This window comes from Ruegeria sp. HKCCA5763 (assembly GCF_013034545.1).
Lineage (GTDB): Bacteria > Pseudomonadota > Alphaproteobacteria > Rhodobacterales > Rhodobacteraceae > Ruegeria.
Genome location: NZ_WQGF01000002.1, coordinates 229,178 through 245,117 on the forward strand (window position 1 = coordinate 229,178; position 15,940 = coordinate 245,117).

General features: G+C 57.9%; 19 protein-coding genes. 6 read left to right on the plus strand and 13 right to left on the minus strand.

Annotated features, from left to right (window positions below):
* Window positions 1–32: 32 nt before the first annotated feature.
* Both prmC and prfA read right to left on the minus strand, forming a co-directional pair.
* Window positions 33–878, minus strand: coding sequence for a peptide chain release factor N(5)-glutamine methyltransferase (prmC, locus tag GOV89_RS05495; protein ID WP_171237716.1), 846 nt, complete (start codon window positions 876–878; stop codon window positions 33–35).
* Window positions 875–1,930 (minus strand): peptide chain release factor 1, encoded by a 1,056-nt coding sequence (gene prfA, locus GOV89_RS05500; protein WP_171237849.1) that lies wholly within the window; start codon window positions 1,928–1,930, stop codon window positions 875–877. The genes prmC and prfA overlap by 4 nt, the downstream gene beginning before the upstream one ends.
* 62 nt (window positions 1,931–1,992) lie before the next feature.
* Between prfA and GOV89_RS05505 the strand changes: the two genes are divergently transcribed.
* Window positions 1,993–2,274 (plus strand): hypothetical protein, encoded by a 282-nt coding sequence (locus GOV89_RS05505; RefSeq protein ID WP_171179847.1) that lies wholly within the window; start codon window positions 1,993–1,995, stop codon window positions 2,272–2,274.
* Between the two features lie 15 nt (window positions 2,275–2,289).
* Here GOV89_RS05505 and GOV89_RS05510 read toward each other — a convergent pair whose 3' ends face one another.
* The 4 genes from GOV89_RS05510 to GOV89_RS05525 form a co-directional block, all read right to left on the minus strand.
* Window positions 2,290–2,691: a DUF1499 domain-containing protein gene (locus GOV89_RS05510; RefSeq protein ID WP_171179845.1), complete on the minus strand. Its 402-nt coding sequence runs from the start codon at window positions 2,689–2,691 to the stop codon at window positions 2,290–2,292.
* A gap of 66 nt (window positions 2,692–2,757) precedes the next feature.
* Complete coding sequence (gene speB / locus GOV89_RS05515) at window positions 2,758–3,705, minus strand: agmatinase (protein WP_171179843.1); 948 nt, start codon at window positions 3,703–3,705, stop codon at window positions 2,758–2,760.
* A gap of 86 nt (window positions 3,706–3,791) precedes the next feature.
* Complete coding sequence (gene speB / locus GOV89_RS05520; RefSeq protein WP_171179841.1) at window positions 3,792–4,766, minus strand: agmatinase; 975 nt, start codon at window positions 4,764–4,766, stop codon at window positions 3,792–3,794.
* A gap of 12 nt (window positions 4,767–4,778) precedes the next feature.
* Window positions 4,779–5,942, minus strand: a complete 1,164-nt coding sequence (locus GOV89_RS05525) for a M20 aminoacylase family protein (protein WP_171179838.1) — start codon at window positions 5,940–5,942, stop codon at window positions 4,779–4,781.
* 66 nt (window positions 5,943–6,008) lie between these two features.
* Here GOV89_RS05525 and mazG point away from each other — a divergent pair, with 66 nt between their 5' ends.
* The 3 genes from mazG to GOV89_RS05540 all read left to right on the plus strand — a co-directional run bounded on the left by mazG (window position 6,009) and on the right by GOV89_RS05540 (window position 8,315).
* On the plus strand, window positions 6,009–6,866 hold the full coding sequence (gene mazG / locus GOV89_RS05530; RefSeq protein WP_171237850.1) for a nucleoside triphosphate pyrophosphohydrolase: 858 nt from the start codon (window positions 6,009–6,011) through the stop codon (window positions 6,864–6,866).
* A 61-nt stretch (window positions 6,867–6,927) separates the two neighbouring features.
* Window positions 6,928–7,869 (plus strand): nucleoside hydrolase, encoded by a 942-nt coding sequence (locus GOV89_RS05535; RefSeq protein WP_171237717.1) that lies wholly within the window; start codon window positions 6,928–6,930, stop codon window positions 7,867–7,869.
* Window positions 7,866–8,315, plus strand: coding sequence for a GNAT family N-acetyltransferase (locus GOV89_RS05540; RefSeq protein WP_171179832.1), 450 nt, complete (start codon window positions 7,866–7,868; stop codon window positions 8,313–8,315). Before GOV89_RS05535 ends, GOV89_RS05540 begins: the two co-directional genes overlap by 4 nt.
* On the opposite strand, the gene GOV89_RS05545 is transcribed toward GOV89_RS05540, so the two are convergent.
* The 6 genes from GOV89_RS05545 to GOV89_RS05570 all read right to left on the minus strand — a co-directional run bounded on the left by GOV89_RS05545 (window position 8,312) and on the right by GOV89_RS05570 (window position 12,831).
* Entirely contained in the window at window positions 8,312–8,476 is a 165-nt protein-coding gene (locus GOV89_RS05545) for a hypothetical protein (RefSeq protein ID WP_171179830.1), read from the minus strand. The two genes, GOV89_RS05540 and GOV89_RS05545, sit on opposite strands and share 4 nt — an antisense overlap.
* A 141-nt stretch (window positions 8,477–8,617) precedes the next feature.
* Window positions 8,618–9,070: a GNAT family N-acetyltransferase gene (locus tag GOV89_RS05550; protein WP_254451497.1), complete on the minus strand. Its 453-nt coding sequence runs from the start codon at window positions 9,068–9,070 to the stop codon at window positions 8,618–8,620.
* Between the two features lie 135 nt (window positions 9,071–9,205).
* Window positions 9,206–10,483: a phosphopyruvate hydratase gene (eno, locus tag GOV89_RS05555; protein ID WP_171237719.1), complete on the minus strand. Its 1,278-nt coding sequence runs from the start codon at window positions 10,481–10,483 to the stop codon at window positions 9,206–9,208.
* A 136-nt stretch (window positions 10,484–10,619) separates the two neighbouring features.
* Window positions 10,620–11,498, minus strand: a complete 879-nt coding sequence (locus GOV89_RS05560; RefSeq protein WP_171237720.1) for a DMT family transporter — start codon at window positions 11,496–11,498, stop codon at window positions 10,620–10,622.
* A 131-nt stretch (window positions 11,499–11,629) separates the two neighbouring features.
* Window positions 11,630–12,043: a Fur family transcriptional regulator gene (locus tag GOV89_RS05565; protein WP_050602224.1), complete on the minus strand. Its 414-nt coding sequence runs from the start codon at window positions 12,041–12,043 to the stop codon at window positions 11,630–11,632.
* Window positions 12,044–12,126: 83 nt separating this feature from the next.
* Window positions 12,127–12,831 carry an endonuclease/exonuclease/phosphatase family protein gene (locus GOV89_RS05570; protein ID WP_171179822.1) on the minus strand — a complete coding sequence of 235 codons (705 nt, stop codon included), beginning with the start codon at window positions 12,829–12,831 and terminating at the stop codon, window positions 12,127–12,129.
* Window positions 12,832–13,052: 221 nt separating this feature from the next.
* Here GOV89_RS05570 and GOV89_RS05575 point away from each other — a divergent pair, with 221 nt between their 5' ends.
* Entirely contained in the window at window positions 13,053–13,940 is an 888-nt protein-coding gene (locus GOV89_RS05575) for a DMT family transporter (RefSeq protein WP_171237721.1), read from the plus strand.
* Between the two features lie 15 nt (window positions 13,941–13,955).
* Here GOV89_RS05575 and GOV89_RS05580 read toward each other — a convergent pair whose 3' ends face one another.
* Entirely contained in the window at window positions 13,956–15,374 is a 1,419-nt protein-coding gene (locus tag GOV89_RS05580; RefSeq protein ID WP_171237722.1) for a YdiU family protein, read from the minus strand.
* 86 nt (window positions 15,375–15,460) lie between these two features.
* On the opposite strand from GOV89_RS05580, the gene GOV89_RS05585 reads away from it, so the two are divergent.
* Window positions 15,461–15,880 carry a cupin domain-containing protein gene (locus GOV89_RS05585; RefSeq protein ID WP_171237723.1) on the plus strand — a complete coding sequence of 140 codons (420 nt, stop codon included), beginning with the start codon at window positions 15,461–15,463 and terminating at the stop codon, window positions 15,878–15,880.
* The last annotated feature ends 60 nt before the right edge of the window (window positions 15,881–15,940 follow it).

The following is a 15,940-nucleotide window of genomic DNA, read 5'->3' on the forward strand; positions in this document are numbered from 1 at the left end:
TGGGCAGCGCTTTTTGGTCGCAATCTCGCCGATCAACCCGGCATTTTTGCGCCAACCACACGGTCGCGCCCATCCAGATCAGGGATCACCCGGACATCAACAAGCCCCGCCGCATCAAACAAAGCGCCAACTTTTTTTGCCTGCGTTGGGCCAATTTCCACAAGAATCCGCCCACCCGGCAACAGGAAATCCGGGGCCGACGCAGCGATCCGCCGATAAGCGCCCAGCCCGTCACCTTCGTCGGTCAAAGCCATGCGTGGTTCGTGCTCTTTCACCTCCGGCGACAGATCAGCCATTTCCTCGACCGAGACATAGGGGGGATTGGAAACAATAAGGTCAAATTGACCATCAATGTTCTCAAACCAGTTTGAACGTACAATATCAACCCGCCCCTCTACATGATGCTCAACGGCGTTGGCGCTGGCCTGGAGACAGGCCGCCTCGCTCAGATCGACCCCAACACCTGAGGCACTGGTGCGCTCGGCCAACAACGTGATCAGAATGCACCCCGACCCCACACCGAGGTCCAGAACATGATCAAACGGCGCGCTCAGGGCTGCTTCTATCAAAGTTTCAGTTTCGGGGCGTGGGTCCAGCACATCTCGGCTGACCCGAAATTTGCGCCCATAAAACTCGCGCTCGCCCAACAAATGTGAAACCGGCACCCGAATGGCGCGAAGCGAGATCAATTGGTCATAACGCTCGGCAATCTCGGGCTGCAACTCTTCCGGTGCAATCAGTGTTACCCGGCTGGCTTCAATACGCGCCGCGTGGGCCAGCAGCAGGCGCGCATCCCGGGCAGGATCATCCACGCCAGCCGCCCGCAAACGGGCCGTTGCCGCCACCATGGCCTGTGCCGCTGTTTGCAGGCCGGTCATTGCGCCATCTCGGCCAACAGCCGCGCCTGATCATCAGCCGTCAACGCGTCGATAACCTCATCCAGATCGCCCTGCATCACCTGATCAAGCTTATAGAGCGTTAGGTTGATCCGGTGATCCGTCATGCGACCTTGTGGGAAGTTATAGGTGCGAATACGTTCCGAGCGGTCGCCCGAGCCCACCTGACTGGCCCGATCTGCCGAGCGTTCACTGTCGATCCGTTGCCGCTCCAGATCATAGAGCCGCGTCTTCAGAACCTGCATGGCAATCTCGCGGTTTCGATGCTGAGACTTCTCGGAACTCGTTACAACCAACCCCGTCGGAAGGTGCGTGATCCGTACCGCCGAGTCGGTGGTGTTCACGTGCTGCCCGCCCGCGCCCGAGCTGCGCATCGTATCGATTCTTATGTCATTTGCGTCGATCTGAATGTCCACATCCTCGGCCTCCGGCAGAACCGCCACGGTTGCAGCCGAGGTATGAATGCGCCCACCGCTTTCCGTCTCGGGCACGCGCTGCACGCGGTGCACACCAGATTCGTATTTCATCCGGGCAAACACATTGTCGCCCTTGATATGGGCCACGACCTCTTTAATGCCGCCCAAATCCGAAGCCTGTTCCTCAATGATCTCAAACCGCCAGCCCCGCGCCTCGGCATAGCGCTGGTACATGCGCAAGAGGTCGCCTGCGAACAAAGCGGCCTCATCCCCACCGGTCCCAGGACGAATTTCCAGCATCGCCGGGCGCGCATCGGCTTCGTCTTTTGGCAGCAGCGCCAGCTGCAGGGCTTGTTCCGCCGCCAGAATACTGGCCCGCAACTGAGGGATTTCCTCCTCGGCCAGTTCTTTCATATCCGGGTCGGCCAGCATCGCCTCGGCCTCGGCCAGATCCGCGACCAGCTGACGCCAGGCCATGATCTGATCAACCACCGGCTTGAGGTCGGAGTATTCCTTGGCCAGCGTCGCAATATCGCCCCCCGACGCGCCATCGGCCATGGCTGCTTCGAGGTATTGAAAACGCTGGGTGATCTGTTCAAGACGTTCTTCAGGGATCATCCGGGCGGTGTCTCTCATCCCGGGGCTTTGGTCAAGGGCAACGTCATGCTAAGCTCGCTGTCATGAAACGGATTTTGCTTGCTTTACTGCTGACATCCACGCCGGTTTTCGCCGATTACGTCGGCCCGGACGGTAAAACCCGCGATTGCTATTGCACCGATACATCGGGGTCTCGCATTGAGTTGGGCGAGATGATCTGCCTGCAGGTCGATGGTCGCATGTTCACCGCGCAGTGTCAGATGTCGCTGAACGTTCCCATGTGGCGAGAGGTTCAGGAAGGGTGCCTGTCATCAAGGTTGCAAAGTACACCCCTCGGAAACGCAGCACCGGACGGGGCGTCTTAAACCACAGGCGCAAAGTCACATCTGTTTCAACCACCCATCAACCCGCGCCTTGTTCACGCCAAAGTCTTTGCGCCCAAACCGCAAGCGGCCATGAACGCGCAGAGAGTTGCCGTCCTGCTGAACCGTGGTGTAGTCGGGAAAGCCGATCCATTTCGTGCGGGTGATGTAGGTGATCATGCCTGCTTCGACGGAACCTGCCAACACCGATGTGCGGGGCGTGGCGCGGATGATCTGGTCCAGCCGCTGCAAACCGTCTGGACCGGTTTCGACAACGCGCACCACACCGCCGGGCAGGTCCTGATCCACGGGTGCGACCGGCGCAATGTTCCAGTGCGCGGGGTCGGATGGGGCCAGTCGGATATAGGCGCCCAGCCCGATCACAAGCGCGAATACCCCCCAAAGAACCATCTTTTTCATCCCGCATTATCCTTTTGGGGAAACCCTATGCGGATCAAGCGCCGGGACAAGCCATTCCGCCCCGCTTTACCGTGACGTCACCCCCGGTAGGATGCACAGCATCTCGTATATCAGGTTCGCCGCTGTAAGCGCCGTGTTGCCCGACGGATCATAAGGCGGAGAGACCTCGACCAGATCACATCCCACCACGTTCACCCCCTGCAGCGCATGGATCAGTTGCAGTGCTTGTGGTGTTGTCAGCCCCGCAATCTCGGGTGTGCCGGTGCCCGGAGCAAAAGCAGGATCCAGGCTGTCGATGTCATAGGTGATATAAACCGGTTGCTCGCCGATGGTCTTGCGAATCTGCGAGCCGATTTGGGTCAGGTTCTGCTGCCAGAGCTCCCAAGCGGGAAACTGGCGAAAACCCCAATCCTTGGCCTCGGTAAAGTCTGAGGCCGCGTAGCCAGATCCACGAATGCCGATCTGAAAGGTCTTGTCGGGAACGATCAGCCCCTCTTCATACGCGCGGCGAAAAACGGTGCCGTGGGTTTCCTTTTCGCCAAACATCTCTTCATTCACGTCCGCATGGGCATCCACATGCACCAGCGCCACCGGCCCGTGCTTTGCCGCAATCGCCCGCAGGATCGGCAATGTGATCGAATGATCTCCCCCCATCGCGACCGGGATCACATTTTTTGCCAGTATCGCATCATAGCTTTCTTTGATGATCCTCAGGCTGTCCGACAATGAGAAGGTATTGATCGCCAGATCGCCAATATCGGCAATCTGCAGACTTTCGAACGGGGCCGCAGACGTGGCCATGTTATAGGGCCGGATCATCGCGCTTTCGCTGCGGATCTGTTTCGGGCCAAATCGTGTGCCCGACCGCCACGAGGTGCCGATATCCATCGGAATCCCCAGTACCGCTACGTCCAGCCCTGCCAGTGAAGCGGCCTGCGGAAGGCGCATAAACGTGTTCGGCCCCGAAAATCGCGCCAAGTCATTGCCACTGACCGGTTGGTTGAATTCTGTCATGCGCGTGCCGCCCCATCCTTTTTTCACGTCTTCCAGCACATACCGGAAGTATGGCTAACCAGAAGTTAACGCGTATCCCAACGGGTTTACTCTTTCGCCTTTGCCAACTTGTCCCAGCCCAGCAGGCAGATGATCTGCGTCGCCACATGCGCCCCGGCAATCGCTGTTGCACCCGACGTGTCGAAAGGCGGAGAGACCTCGACCACGTCTCCGCCCTTGATGTTAATCCCGGCAATGTCGCGCAGGATGATCTGTGTCTGAATGGAACTTAACCCGCCCCAGACCGGCGTGCCGGTGCCCGGCGCAAAGGCAGGGTCCAGCCCGTCGATGTCAAAGCTCAGATAGACTGGGCTGTTACCCAGTATACCTTTGATCTTCTGCGCGACCGCGGCAGGGCCGGATTCATAGACCTCGCGCGCGTCGATGATGTTGACGCCCAAAGTGTCCTCATTGGTGGTGCGAATGCCCACCTGAACGGAGCGCTTTGGGTCTACGATCCCAGACTTTACTGCCTTGTAGAACATTGTTCCGTGATCAACGCGGGACATATCATCATCGGCCCAGGTGTCCGTATGCGCATCGAATTGCAGCAACGACATCGGCCCGTATTTCTCGGCATAGGCTTTCAGGATCGGGAAACTGATATAGTGGTCCCCGCCCAGCGTGACAGACGCTACATCGGCCGCCAGAATGGTGCGGATATGATCGGTCAGTGTGTCGGGAAAGGCCGGAATATTGGCATAGTCATAAGCCATGTCTCCGTAGTCCACGATGGCCAGTTCGCTGAGCGCATCAAAAGGCCAGCCATAGGGCGCATCGGGCGATTGCAGAGCGCTGGCCTCGCGGATTGCACGTGGGCCAAGGCGCGTGCCGGGGCGGTTGGTGACAGCCTGATCGAAGGGTACACCGGTCACGGCGATGTCCACCCCGTCCAGATCTTTGGTATAAAGCCGCCGCAGAAACGAGGTCGCTCCGCCAAAAGTGTTCTCATAAGACAACCCTTTGAGATCGGGATTAGTGAACGCTTCGTCCACCTGGTTTTTTGCGTCTTCCAGTGCCATTTGTTTACCCCATCAACCCAACGGCTGCGCCTTTTCCACGATGCGTGCGAAAAAGGACGCGCCGATAGGCGCTATATCGTCGTTAAAGTTGTACTTGGGATGGTGCAGCCCTGCACCATCGCCTTGCCCCAAGAACAGATACGCGCCGGGCCGTTCCTGAAGCATGTATGAAAAATCCTCGGCTCCCATATCGCGCCCCATAGTGTCGACCACGCGTTCAGGCCCAGAGACTTCGCGCGCAACATCGGCAGCAAAAGCGGTTTTTTCGACATCATTGATCGTCGCGGGATACCCAACCTGATAATCCAACCGCGCCTCAACCCCGTAAGACGCGGCCTGCCCCTGAACGATCTGCTCCATCCGCTCCATGACCATCTTCTGCACGGACGGGTCAAAGGTGCGCACCGTGCCATTCAGATACGCAGTGTCCGGAATTACGTTGTTAACCGTTCCCGTGTGTATCTGTGTGACCGAGACCACCAGATCTTCCACTGCATAGTGGTTGCGGCTGACGATGGTCTGGATCGCCTGCGCAATACCGCAGACCGCCATAACGGGGTCTTTGGTTAGATGCGGCAACGCCCCATGCCCTCCGACACCCTGTATATGAATCTCGAACGAATCCACCGCCGCCATAATCGGGCCCGCCGTGGTATAGAAAGCGCCTTCCGGGTTTCCCGGGTCGTTGTGTATTCCGTAAACCTGCGAGATGTCGAACCGGTCCATGATGCCTTCTTCGACCATCACCCCGGCACCGCCGCCCTCTTCCTCGGCGGGCTGAAAGATCAGGGCCACGCGACCGCTGAAGTTCCGTGTTTCGGCCAGATAGCGCGCCGCTCCCAACAGCATTGTGGTGTGGCCGTCATGACCGCAGGCGTGCATCTTACCTGGGTTCTTCGAAGCATATTCGACACCTGTTTCTTCTGGAATCGGCAGGGCATCCATATCCGCACGCAGGCCGATGGTCGGCCCCTCGCCCTGCCCGTTGATGATCGCAACCATTCCGGTCTTGGCGATACCCTCATGCAGTTCATCCACCCCGAACTCGCGCAGACGCTCGGCCACAAAGGCGGCTGTCTCATAGCACTCGAACTCCAGTTCAGGGATCGTGTGCAAGTGCTGACGCCACGCAGCCATATCGGCTGAGAAATCGGCAATTCGGTTGACGACGGGCATCTGGGGTGGACTCCTGATCGGGACTGCGGGATGGATGCATCTGACACCGGAACGAAAGGGTTCGCAATGGCTGAAAATCCTCTGATCCACAACAGCGACGCTGGTATCGAACGGTTACTGGAAATCATGCGCCGCCTGCGCGACCCGCAAAGTGGTTGCCCTTGGGACATCGAACAGGATTTCGCGACGATTGCCCCCTACACTATTGAAGAGGCGTATGAAGTCGCCGACGCCATTGAGCGCGAGGCTTATGATGAGCTGAAAGGAGAACTGGGCGATCTTCTGTTCCAATCTGTCTTTCACGCGCAAATGGCTGAAGAGGCCGGGCATTTCACCTTTCAAGACGTGGTCCGCACCATGTCGGACAAGATGGTCAGCCGTCATCCCCACGTATTTGGCGACGAATCCCGCGATAAGTCAGCCGATCAGCAGACCAAGGATTGGGAAGCGATCAAGGCCGCCGAGCGTGCAGGCAAGGAACAAAAGGGCGCGTTGGACGGTGTCGCGGCGAACCTGCCCGCCCTGCTGCGTGCGCACAAACTGCAAAAACGCGCTGCACGCGTAGGCTTTGACTGGCCCGATGCCAGCCATGTGTTGGCAAAGATCACCGAAGAAGCGGCTGAACTGGAAGAAGCGCGGGACAAGATGGACGCCGATGCGCTGGAGGACGAATTCGGTGATCTCCTGTTTGTGATGGTCAATCTGGGTCGTCATCTGGGTATCGAACCCGAAGCCGCCCTGCGCCGTACCAATGCCAAGTTCACCCGCCGCTTTGAACAGGTCGAGGCCCGTCTGGCCGAGCGGGGCAAGACCCCCGCGCAAAGCGATCTTGCCGAGATGGATGCGCTTTGGGACGAAGTCAAAACCGACGAGCATCGCGCCAATGGCAAACTCCCGCCGGTGGACGCGCCGACCGGGGCCTGAAACTGCTGGACAAGTGCGGTGACACTTGCGAGTGTCCGCGTTTCAAGACCCCGGAGGCATAATGGCACCGCGCAAAATCATCATCGATACCGACCCCGGACAAGACGACGCCGTCGCCATCCTGCTGGCCTTGGCCAGTCCGGATGAGATCGAGGTTCTGGGTATTACTGCCGTCGCCGGGAATGTGCCCTTGTCGCTGACTGCCAAGAACGCACGGATTGTCTGCGAACTAGCGGGGCAGACGGGTGTTCCAGTCTATGCGGGTTGTGATCGCCCCCTGATCCGCCCTTTGGTCACGGCAGAACATGTGCACGGCAAAACCGGGCTAGACGGGCCCGTTCTGCCGGACCCTGAAATGCCGCTGGCAGACGGACATGCGGTTGATTTCATCATCGAGACACTGCGCAAACATGACTCAGGCACCGTGACACTCTGCCCGTTGGGGCCGCTGACCAACATCGCCATGGCGTTCCGCAAGGCCCCCGACATCGTCGATCGGGTGCAGGAAATCGTGCTGATGGGGGGCGCATATTTCGAAGTAGGCAACATCACACCCACAGCCGAATTCAACATCCACGTCGATCCAGAAGCTGCTGATATCGTTTTCCGATCCGGCAGGCCCATCGTGGTTATGCCCCTGGATGTCACGCATAAGGCGCTGGTCACCAAACCCCGCAATGATGCGTTCCGAGCATTGGGAAACAAGGTCGGCATTGCAGTGGCTGAAATGACCGACTTTTTTGAGCGCTTCGACAAGGAAAAATACGGAAGCGCAGGTGCACCGTTGCATGACCCCTGCGTGACCGCTTATCTGATCCGGCCTGAGCTATTCTCGGGCCGCCACGTGAATGTCGAGGTTGAGACCCGGTCGGAACTGACCATGGGTATGACCGTCGCCGATTGGTGGGGCGTAACCGACCGCGCACCAAACGCCCTGTTCATCGGTGATCTCGATGCGGATGGCTTCTTTGAGCTACTGACAGAAAGGCTGGGCCGACTATGAGCGCCGCTCTGCGCCTTGCGCGCCCCGAAGATCTGGACCGCTTGATGGCGCTGGTCACTGCGTTTCACGCCGAAGCGCGAATAGAACAGGACGCCGACAAAACCCGAAATGCCCTTGCCCCCTTACTGGAAGGCATCCCTCATGGCTGTGTCTATCTGATCGGACCGGGGCGTGCACCGTTGGGGTATATCATCCTGACCTTCGGCTGGTCGGTCGAATTTGGTGGCATGGACGGTTTCGTGGACGAAATCTATATCCGTCCTGCCGTTCGTGGCCGCGGTATCGCGACCGAGGTTTTGCTGGATCTGCCCAAAGCTCTGGCTGGAGCAGGATTGACGGCATTGCACTTGGAAGTCGACCGCACCAGCGAGGCCGCTCAGAAACTGTACCTGCGCACCGGATTCAAACCGCGTGACAGATACATGCTGATGAGCAAAGCGCTTTAGCGCGACTCGCCTCTGAAGATATTCGCTGGATTCATGTCCTGAACCGGATCGTTCGCTGAAACTGGTTCTCCGGTTATCGGATATGTCCCCGGCTCGGAACAAGCGGACAGAACTGTGATGGACGCTGCGGTGATGATCAGAAGGAATTTTGATACAGACATCGTACTCCCCTTTCTGCAATGAAACGAGATTACTGCATTCAGAATGAACTTGGTTAGTAACAAGTTCACACATAACTTTACTAAAGCAGGGTTCTCGTAAACAGATCAGGGCAATCCTGGTTGCTAAAACACTGATTAAATTCAACTATCGTTATTTTTAGTTTTTTTGAGTTTCGTAAGCGACATCTCGAAAAAAATCAGGTGGTCCCGTGCGATTTCTGGAATCTCAGAGTATGCGTCGCGCAGGGTAAACCCCAACGACAGGTATAATTGAGTCGCTGCCTCCAGCGGTTTTCCGGTATCCATTCGGATATAGTCAAAGCCAAGATCCCTGCAGGTTTCAATCAGCGACAACATAATGGCACGGCCCGCGCCAGATCCCCTTGCCGCATCAATTACATACACCCGCTTTATCTCGGCCACGCCCGGCGCGATTGTATGAAACATGCCGCAACCAATCGGCTCACCTTCCAACACAGCCAACTTGATCCCACCATTTGGCGGTGCGTGATCCACCTCGATGTTGTCCATCAAACGGGCGTATTTTTCCTTTGGATAAAAGGTCTGAACGATCTGAACGGATTTTTCATCCAAGGTCAGCAGGAAATCCCGATAGTCCCAACACAAACGCCGAACCGCGTTCAACTGGTCCGGCGTTTCTGGTTCAATGATCTTTAGCAAGACGTGGCCCCCGGATTGTGTCCGAGGGTCAGCCTAGCATCAGATGTGTTATTTGCGAAGGATCGACGCGCCCGCGTATTCCGCGACCTCGCCCAGCGATTCCTCGATACGGATCAGTTGGTTGTACTTAGCCAACCGGTCCGACCGCGCCAACGAGCCGGTTTTGATCTGACCGCAATTGGTTGCCACGGCCAGATCGGCGATGGTTGCATCCTCGGTCTCGCCCGAGCGGTGGGACATGACGTTGGTGTAACGCGCGCGGTGGGCCATATCGACAGCGCGCAGAGTCTCGGTCAGCGAACCGATCTGGTTCACCTTGACCAGCATCGAGTTGGCGCAGCCGCGTTCGATCCCTTCGGCCAGACGTGCGGGGTTGGTCACGAACAGGTCGTCGCCCACCAACTGTACTTTGTCACCGATGGCGTCGGTCAGGGCTTTCCAGCCGTCCCAGTCATCTTCGGACATGCCGTCCTCGATCGAGATGATGGGATAGTCGTTGACCAACGCCGCCAGATAGGCGGCGTTTTCTTCCGAAGTCAGAGTCGTGCCCTCACCCGCCAGAACGTATTTGCCGTCTTTGAAGTATTCAGTCGCGGCGCAATCCAGCGCCAGATGGATTTCCTCGCCCGGCTTATAACCCGCCTTTTCGATGGATTTCAGAATGAAATCCAGCGCTTCGCGGGTGCTTGCGATGTTCGGAGCAAAGCCACCCTCATCACCGACACCGGTGGCCAGACCAGCTGCCGAGAGCTCTTTCTTCAGTGTATGAAACACTTCGGACCCCATGCGCACCGCCTCGCGGATATTCGCGGCCGAGGTCGGCATGATCATGAATTCCTGAATGTCGATCGGGTTATCTGCGTGTTCGCCCCCGTTGATGATGTTCATCATTGGAACCGGCAGAACACGGGCCGAGGTGCCGCCCACATAGCGATAGAGCGGCTGGGTTGTGAAATCGGCCGCGGCCTTGGCTGTGGCCAACGAAACACCCAGAATGGCATTTGCACCGAGACGGCCTTTGTTTTCGGTCCCGTCCAACTCGATCATCGCCTGATCGATGGCCACCTGTTCGGTCGCGTCGAAACCTACCAGTTCTTCGGCGATCTCACCGTTCACGGCGGCAACGGCTTCCAGAACACCCTTGCCCATGTAACGCGCTTTGTCACCGTCGCGCTTTTCCACTGCCTCATAGGCACCGGTTGATGCCCCGGACGGCACGGCAGCACGGCCCATGGTGCCGTCTTCCAGAATCACGTCAACCTCAACTGTCGGGTTGCCCCGGCTGTCCAGAATTTCGCGTGCGTGGATGTCGATAATGGTGCTCATGAGGCCCGTTCCTATGGCTGCAGTCGGTTGCACGCGTCATAGCAGCACCGGCCCAAATGTAAACCGGTTCCGTTATCGCTAACAGGCACATTTTCGGACCTTTAGGGCTAACAGCCTGTTGTTTGCGCCAACACAATTAGACCGGAGCCAGTTCGTTTGCCAAACGCCGCTCGCGAACAAAGGTATAAAGTCCGGACCCAATGATAAGTGTCGCGCCCGCAAGCGTCAGCGCATCTGGCCGCTCCCCAAAAACCAGCATTCCTGCAACGATCGAGAACACCAGACGCGTGTAGCGGAACGGCATCAATGCCGACGCTTCGCCGACACGCATCGCGGTGACAATGCCGTAATACCCAATCACACCGGACCCTACGGCCCCGAGATACGGTAGCGATTGTCCGTCCTGAAGCGGCACAAATGATGCACCGGAAATCGCCATCAACAGCCCGCCAGCCAGCGCAACTGCAATGAACGCTTGCATCGCTACAACGGTCGAGGCGACTCGCGCATCCAGCTTACGCGTGATGAGATCGCGCGCAGCAATGGCCAGGACGGACAAAATCACAAAAAGAGACTCGGGCTGGAACCCTTGGAAACCGGGACGAATGATCATCAGAACGCCGATAAAACCCACGCCAATCGCGCTCCAACGCCGCCAGCCGACGTGTTCCCCCAAAAACATTGCTGCCCCCATGGTGACAGCCAGCGGCAGGACCTGAAAAACGGCGGCGACCGTTGAAAGGTCGATCAAAGACAGCGCCGTAACAAAGGTTACTGCCCCGATCCCTTCGGTTGCGGCGCGCGCCAACGGCAATAGCTTCCAGGCCATCGGGTCAAAGACGCGTTTGCGCGAGGCCACTGACAGAGCCGCAAACACGAGCGTACAGACCACGCCGAGGAACACCATGATCTGCCCTGTCGGCACCGAGACCGACAGAACCTTGATGAACATGTCCTCAAGTGCAAAGGCCGCCATCGACCCAATGAGCAGCAGAATGCCGTTTACGTTGTTCATATGCGCGTCCACAGGAAAAAGCACTTTGGGTGCCTATGCGCACAACAACCTCAACCAATGGCCTCTGGCAAGACATTTCCCGTCACGCGTGATGAATTAACGTGAGGGGATCAATCGCGTTTCGTGATGATTTAATCCTGTTCCAGTGGCACGCCATACAGCTCCAGCCGATGGCCTTTCAGTTTGTACCCCAGCTTTGCCGCGATTTTTTCCTGAAGGGCTTCGATCTCAGGGTCGACGAATTCTATCACCTCACCCGATTGCATATCGATCAAGTGATCATGATGGTCACGCTCGGCATCCTCGTACCGTGCGCGGCCATCGCCGAATTCCAGACGCTCCAGAATCCCCGCTTCTTCAAACAGTTTCACCGTCCGATATACGGTTGCAATCGAAATACCTTTGTCGACGGCAGAAGCACGTGAATAGAGCTCTTCGACATCCGGATGGTCGTCGCTTTGTTCCAGCACCTGCGCGATGATCCTTCTTTGACCGGTCATGCGCAGGCCCTTGGCCTCACAACGCCCAATAATCGTTTCCGACATGATGCCCCTCAGACTTGCTCGGGTATCTGTCTTAGTATGTCTGTGCAGTTTGCGCCACAGGGATTTCTGCTTTTCCGCTGATCTTACGCAGCACGTGTCAGATCGGCCCAGACAGGCAGATGATCCGATGCGATATGTGCCGGGCGCGCGTCGTGAACCCCATGCGCGGTGGCTTTCACCCCTGCGCCCAGCGCGATCCGGTCCAACGCGCCAAGCGGTTGCGCTGCGGGAAAGCTGGGTCGGGGCGGTAGAAAACGCATCTCGGGGGCCAGATGGTCCAGAACCGGCTGCCGCGACCATTCGTTGAAATCCCCGGCCCAGACGGTTGGCATCTTGGCCAGATCATCATCAAAGCGCCGGATGTGCGAAATCTGCTGCCGCCGCGATGCCGGCAGCAACCCAAGATGCATCCCCATCACCCGCAACGGCCCGATTTGAGTATCGAACTCGACTCGGACCGCGCCGCGCGGCTCTAACCCCGGCAAGTCATGATGCCCTTTTTGACGTACGGAAATACCATCCCCACGCCATATGACTGCATTACCATGCCACCCAAGGCTGCCGGCCCCGCCAAGATCGACGATCTGCCAACCCGCCTCGTCCAGCATGAAATGCGGCAGGGCTGCCGGGCGCGGCGGCAGGCGTTTGTCTGCCTCTTGCAGCACAACGATGTCGGCCCGCATGTGTTCGATGACCTGCAGGATACGCTGCGGTTGACGCCGGAAATCCAGCCCGAGGCATTTTTGAATGTTATAGCTGGCGATACGTAGGGTTGAAGACTGTTTCATAAGGGCTTGACCAATGGGCTTGCGCTCAATGTGCCACCTCTGGCGCGGCGCGCAACCCCCCCTGTTCCGATACAGAACGAATGCCTCGGAAAGAAACAACGCCAATCGCACGATTTATTGGCAAACGACCCGCAAGCGATCACCAAAGGATTGTTCCTTTTGATCCCCTGCTCTATCCGGTTGCAGTGGAACGGCCAAACCGCCGCAACCTGAGGGGCTGAATGGAACTGCATCAGACACAGCCGGTCAACAGCACCCGCGCCAGCCTGGTTCTGGTCATGGGCGGCGCGCTATGGGGGCTCTACTGGATCCCGGTTCGGTTCTTTCTGGATCAGGGTCTGACCGGCCCCTGGCCCGGGATTGTCATGTATTGCGCGGCCCTGATCGCTCTATTCCCATTTGTTTGGAGCGACCGACACACACTTGTTCGCGAATGGCGCAACCTGATGCTCAGCGGGATGTTCACGGGTGCCGCGTTCAGCCTGTATTCCATCAGTCTTGTATACACTGACGTTGTCCGGTCGATCCTGCTGTTCTACCTCACGCCCATTTGGGGCACACTTCTGGGCGTCATGTTTTTGGGTGAACGCCTCAACCTTATGCGTCTTGCCGGTCTCTTCTGCGGGTTGGGCGGCCTTTTTGTTGTTCTGGGCGGCGCGGGTTTCGTGCCCTGGCCGCAAAACATAGGCGATTGGCTGGCATTGGCATCAGGCGTATGCTGGGCCCTGGGCTCTATGGGCCTTTATCGCGTCAATCGCATCTCGATTTCGGGGCAGGTCTTTGCCTTTGTTTTCGGTGCGCTGATCCTGTCCCTATTCAGCCTTCTTGTTCTGCCCGAGCAGGCTTTACCATCCATCGCGCAAAGTGAAGCGATCCGCGTTCTTCTGTTGGCCCTGTTGTCGGCCTTCTACATCCTGCCCATGGTCTACATGACGATTTGGCCAGCAACAAAGCTTTCCCCATCGCGGGTCGGCCTGCTGCTGATGAGCGAAGTGGTCGTCGGCATCGCCTCGGCTGCCGTACTGTCCGGAGAACCCTTTGGTCTGCGCGAGTTTCTAGGCGCTGCGCTGATCGTCAGCGCCGCAGTATTGGAGATTGTTCGAAAGTAACGCCCCCGAGTTGGGTCACGTCCCACAGAAGGTTGCGTGCACCACCTCGTTCTTGGCCGGGGGCCGTCTCAAATCTGCGGCATCATCCTGATCATCGTAAGGCCGAGCGAGGATGGCATTCAGCCGATGGAACGGCGCGTAATCCCCTTGCACCGCAGCTTGGATCATCTGTTCGACACGGTGGTTGCGTGGAATGAACGCCGGGTTAGAAGCGGCCATCACGTCCATCGGTTGCGCTTCGCGCTCTAATCGCGCGCGCCAGCCCTGGGCCCAACTGTCATAGCTGGCCGGGTCAACAAATTGATCCCGCGCGGAAACGCTGCCCAAAGCCCGGAAAGTGTTGGTGAAGTCCGCCTGCCCTTCAGCCATCCGCTTCAGAAGATCCGTCACAAGCTTTAAATCACCTTCTTCGTCAGTCGTCAGACCAATCTTAGCCCGGAACAGCGTCAACCAGTTCTGATGCAAAAGCTCTGGCATGGCATGAACGATCTCAGTCGCCTCTTCGACAGCGGCCTCCTTGTCATCCATCTGCTGGATCAAGGACGTCGCCAACTGCGCAAGGTTCCATACGGCAATGTCGGGCTGGTTCGAATAGGCATACCGCCCCATCCGGTCAATCGAACTGTAGACCGTGTTGGGGTGATACGTGTCCATGAAAGCGCAAGGACCATAGTCAATCGTCTCACCCGCGATCGAGCAATTGTCAGTGTTCATAACACCGTGAATGAATCCCACGCTCATCCACTGCGCGATCAACTTGGCCTGTGCGTCCCGCACCGCCCGCAACAGACCCATCGGCCCGTCAGCCTCAGGATAGTGACGCGCGATGGCGTATTCCGTCAGTTGGCGCAAACTGTCCAGTTGCCCTCGTGCGGCGAAAACCTGAAACGTGCCCACCCGCAGATGGCTGCTGGCCACGCGCGTCAACACCGCCCCCGGCATCGGGCCCTCGCGAAACACCGTCTCACCTGTTTCTACAGCGGCCAGAGCACGTGTGGTCGGGACGCCCAGCGCGTGCATCGCCTCGGACACCACATATTCACGCAGAACCGGCCCCAGCCAAGCCCGACCATCGCCTCGGCGTGAAAAGGGCGTGGGGCCCGAGCCTTTTAATTGTATATCCCGGCGCGCCCCATCGGTGCCCACGGTCTCGCCCAGCAACACCGCACGCCCATCCCCCAATTGAGGGTTATACTGTCCGAATTGATGCCCCGAATACAGCTGCGCGATAGGCTCCGCGCCTTCGGGCAGACGATTGCCGGCAAAAGCCTGGGCCATGTCCTGCACATCTCCTGGGGTGATCTGCAGCAACTTTGCCAAATCATCGTTGAACGCAATCATCTGCGGCGCACGGACGGGAACAGGAGACTGCCGCGCAAAAAATGCATCTGGCAAGCGGGCATAGGTGTTATCAAATGGGATCGTCAGGGTCATGTCGCATTACATATTGTTTAGGCGCACGAATACCATAGCGGATCGTATCGTCCCGTGCATAATCGCGCCGAACCAAGAGGGCACTTATGACCGCACAAGACATTATCGACCACCTGAACCTGCAACGTCATCCCGAAGGCGGGTGGTATGCCGAAACATGGCGTGCCGAAAACGCAGGCCGCCCGACCGGCACTTGCATCTATTTCTTGTTGCAGGCCGGTGAAAGCAGCCACTGGCACCGGGTCGACGCCACTGAAATCTGGCTCTACCACGCAGGCGCACCTCTGGTCCTGTCTCTGAGCGCAACAGATAAAGGGCCTGCGGTCGATCATCTGCTGACCCCTGACCTGTTAAAAGGCGCGCCGCAGCTGATCGTTCCTGAAGGCCATTGGCAGGCTGCACGCAGCACGGGCGACTACACCTTGGTCAGTTGCACGGTCTCTCCCGGCTTTGATTTCCAAGGTTTTGAGTTGGCCGCGCCGGGTTTTGACATCTCAAGGGAATAACCTGACCCAACAAATCACTGAAAAGTTGAGTTTACAGACGGCCCTGCTTTGCCCATCCTG

What these genes read in the sequence shown, in the direction of transcription:
- GOV89_RS05540 (WP_171179832.1), top strand. Translation starts at nt 7,866, where the DNA reads ATGAGCGCCGCTCTGCGCCTTGCGCGCCCCGAAGATCTGGACCGCTTG.
- GOV89_RS05570 (WP_171179822.1), bottom strand. Translation starts at nt 12,831, where the DNA reads ATGAAACAGTCTTCAACCCTACGTATCGCCAGCTATAACATTCAAAAA.
- GOV89_RS05545 (WP_171179830.1), bottom strand. Translation starts at nt 8,476, where the DNA reads ATGTCTGTATCAAAATTCCTTCTGATCATCACCGCAGCGTCCATCACA.
- speB (WP_171179841.1), bottom strand. Translation starts at nt 4,766, where the DNA reads ATGGCACTGGAAGACGCAAAAAACCAGGTGGACGAAGCGTTCACTAAT.
- prmC (WP_171237716.1), bottom strand. Translation starts at nt 878, where the DNA reads ATGACCGGCCTGCAAACAGCGGCACAGGCCATGGTGGCGGCAACGGCC.
- prfA (WP_171237849.1), bottom strand. Translation starts at nt 1,930, where the DNA reads ATGATCCCTGAAGAACGTCTTGAACAGATCACCCAGCGTTTTCAATAC.
- GOV89_RS05585 (WP_171237723.1), top strand. Translation starts at nt 15,461, where the DNA reads ATGACCGCACAAGACATTATCGACCACCTGAACCTGCAACGTCATCCC.
- GOV89_RS05580 (WP_171237722.1), bottom strand. Translation starts at nt 15,374, where the DNA reads ATGACCCTGACGATCCCATTTGATAACACCTATGCCCGCTTGCCAGAT.
- GOV89_RS05510 (WP_171179845.1), bottom strand. Translation starts at nt 2,691, where the DNA reads ATGAAAAAGATGGTTCTTTGGGGGGTATTCGCGCTTGTGATCGGGCTG.
- eno (WP_171237719.1), bottom strand. Translation starts at nt 10,483, where the DNA reads ATGAGCACCATTATCGACATCCACGCACGCGAAATTCTGGACAGCCGG.
- GOV89_RS05560 (WP_171237720.1), bottom strand. Translation starts at nt 11,498, where the DNA reads ATGAACAACGTAAACGGCATTCTGCTGCTCATTGGGTCGATGGCGGCC.
- GOV89_RS05575 (WP_171237721.1), top strand. Translation starts at nt 13,053, where the DNA reads ATGGAACTGCATCAGACACAGCCGGTCAACAGCACCCGCGCCAGCCTG.
- GOV89_RS05525 (WP_171179838.1), bottom strand. Translation starts at nt 5,942, where the DNA reads ATGCCCGTCGTCAACCGAATTGCCGATTTCTCAGCCGATATGGCTGCG.
- GOV89_RS05505 (WP_171179847.1), top strand. Translation starts at nt 1,993, where the DNA reads ATGAAACGGATTTTGCTTGCTTTACTGCTGACATCCACGCCGGTTTTC.
- speB (WP_171179843.1), bottom strand. Translation starts at nt 3,705, where the DNA reads ATGACAGAATTCAACCAACCGGTCAGTGGCAATGACTTGGCGCGATTT.
- GOV89_RS05535 (WP_171237717.1), top strand. Translation starts at nt 6,928, where the DNA reads ATGGCACCGCGCAAAATCATCATCGATACCGACCCCGGACAAGACGAC.
- GOV89_RS05565 (WP_050602224.1), bottom strand. Translation starts at nt 12,043, where the DNA reads ATGTCGGAAACGATTATTGGGCGTTGTGAGGCCAAGGGCCTGCGCATG.
- mazG (WP_171237850.1), top strand. Translation starts at nt 6,009, where the DNA reads ATGGCTGAAAATCCTCTGATCCACAACAGCGACGCTGGTATCGAACGG.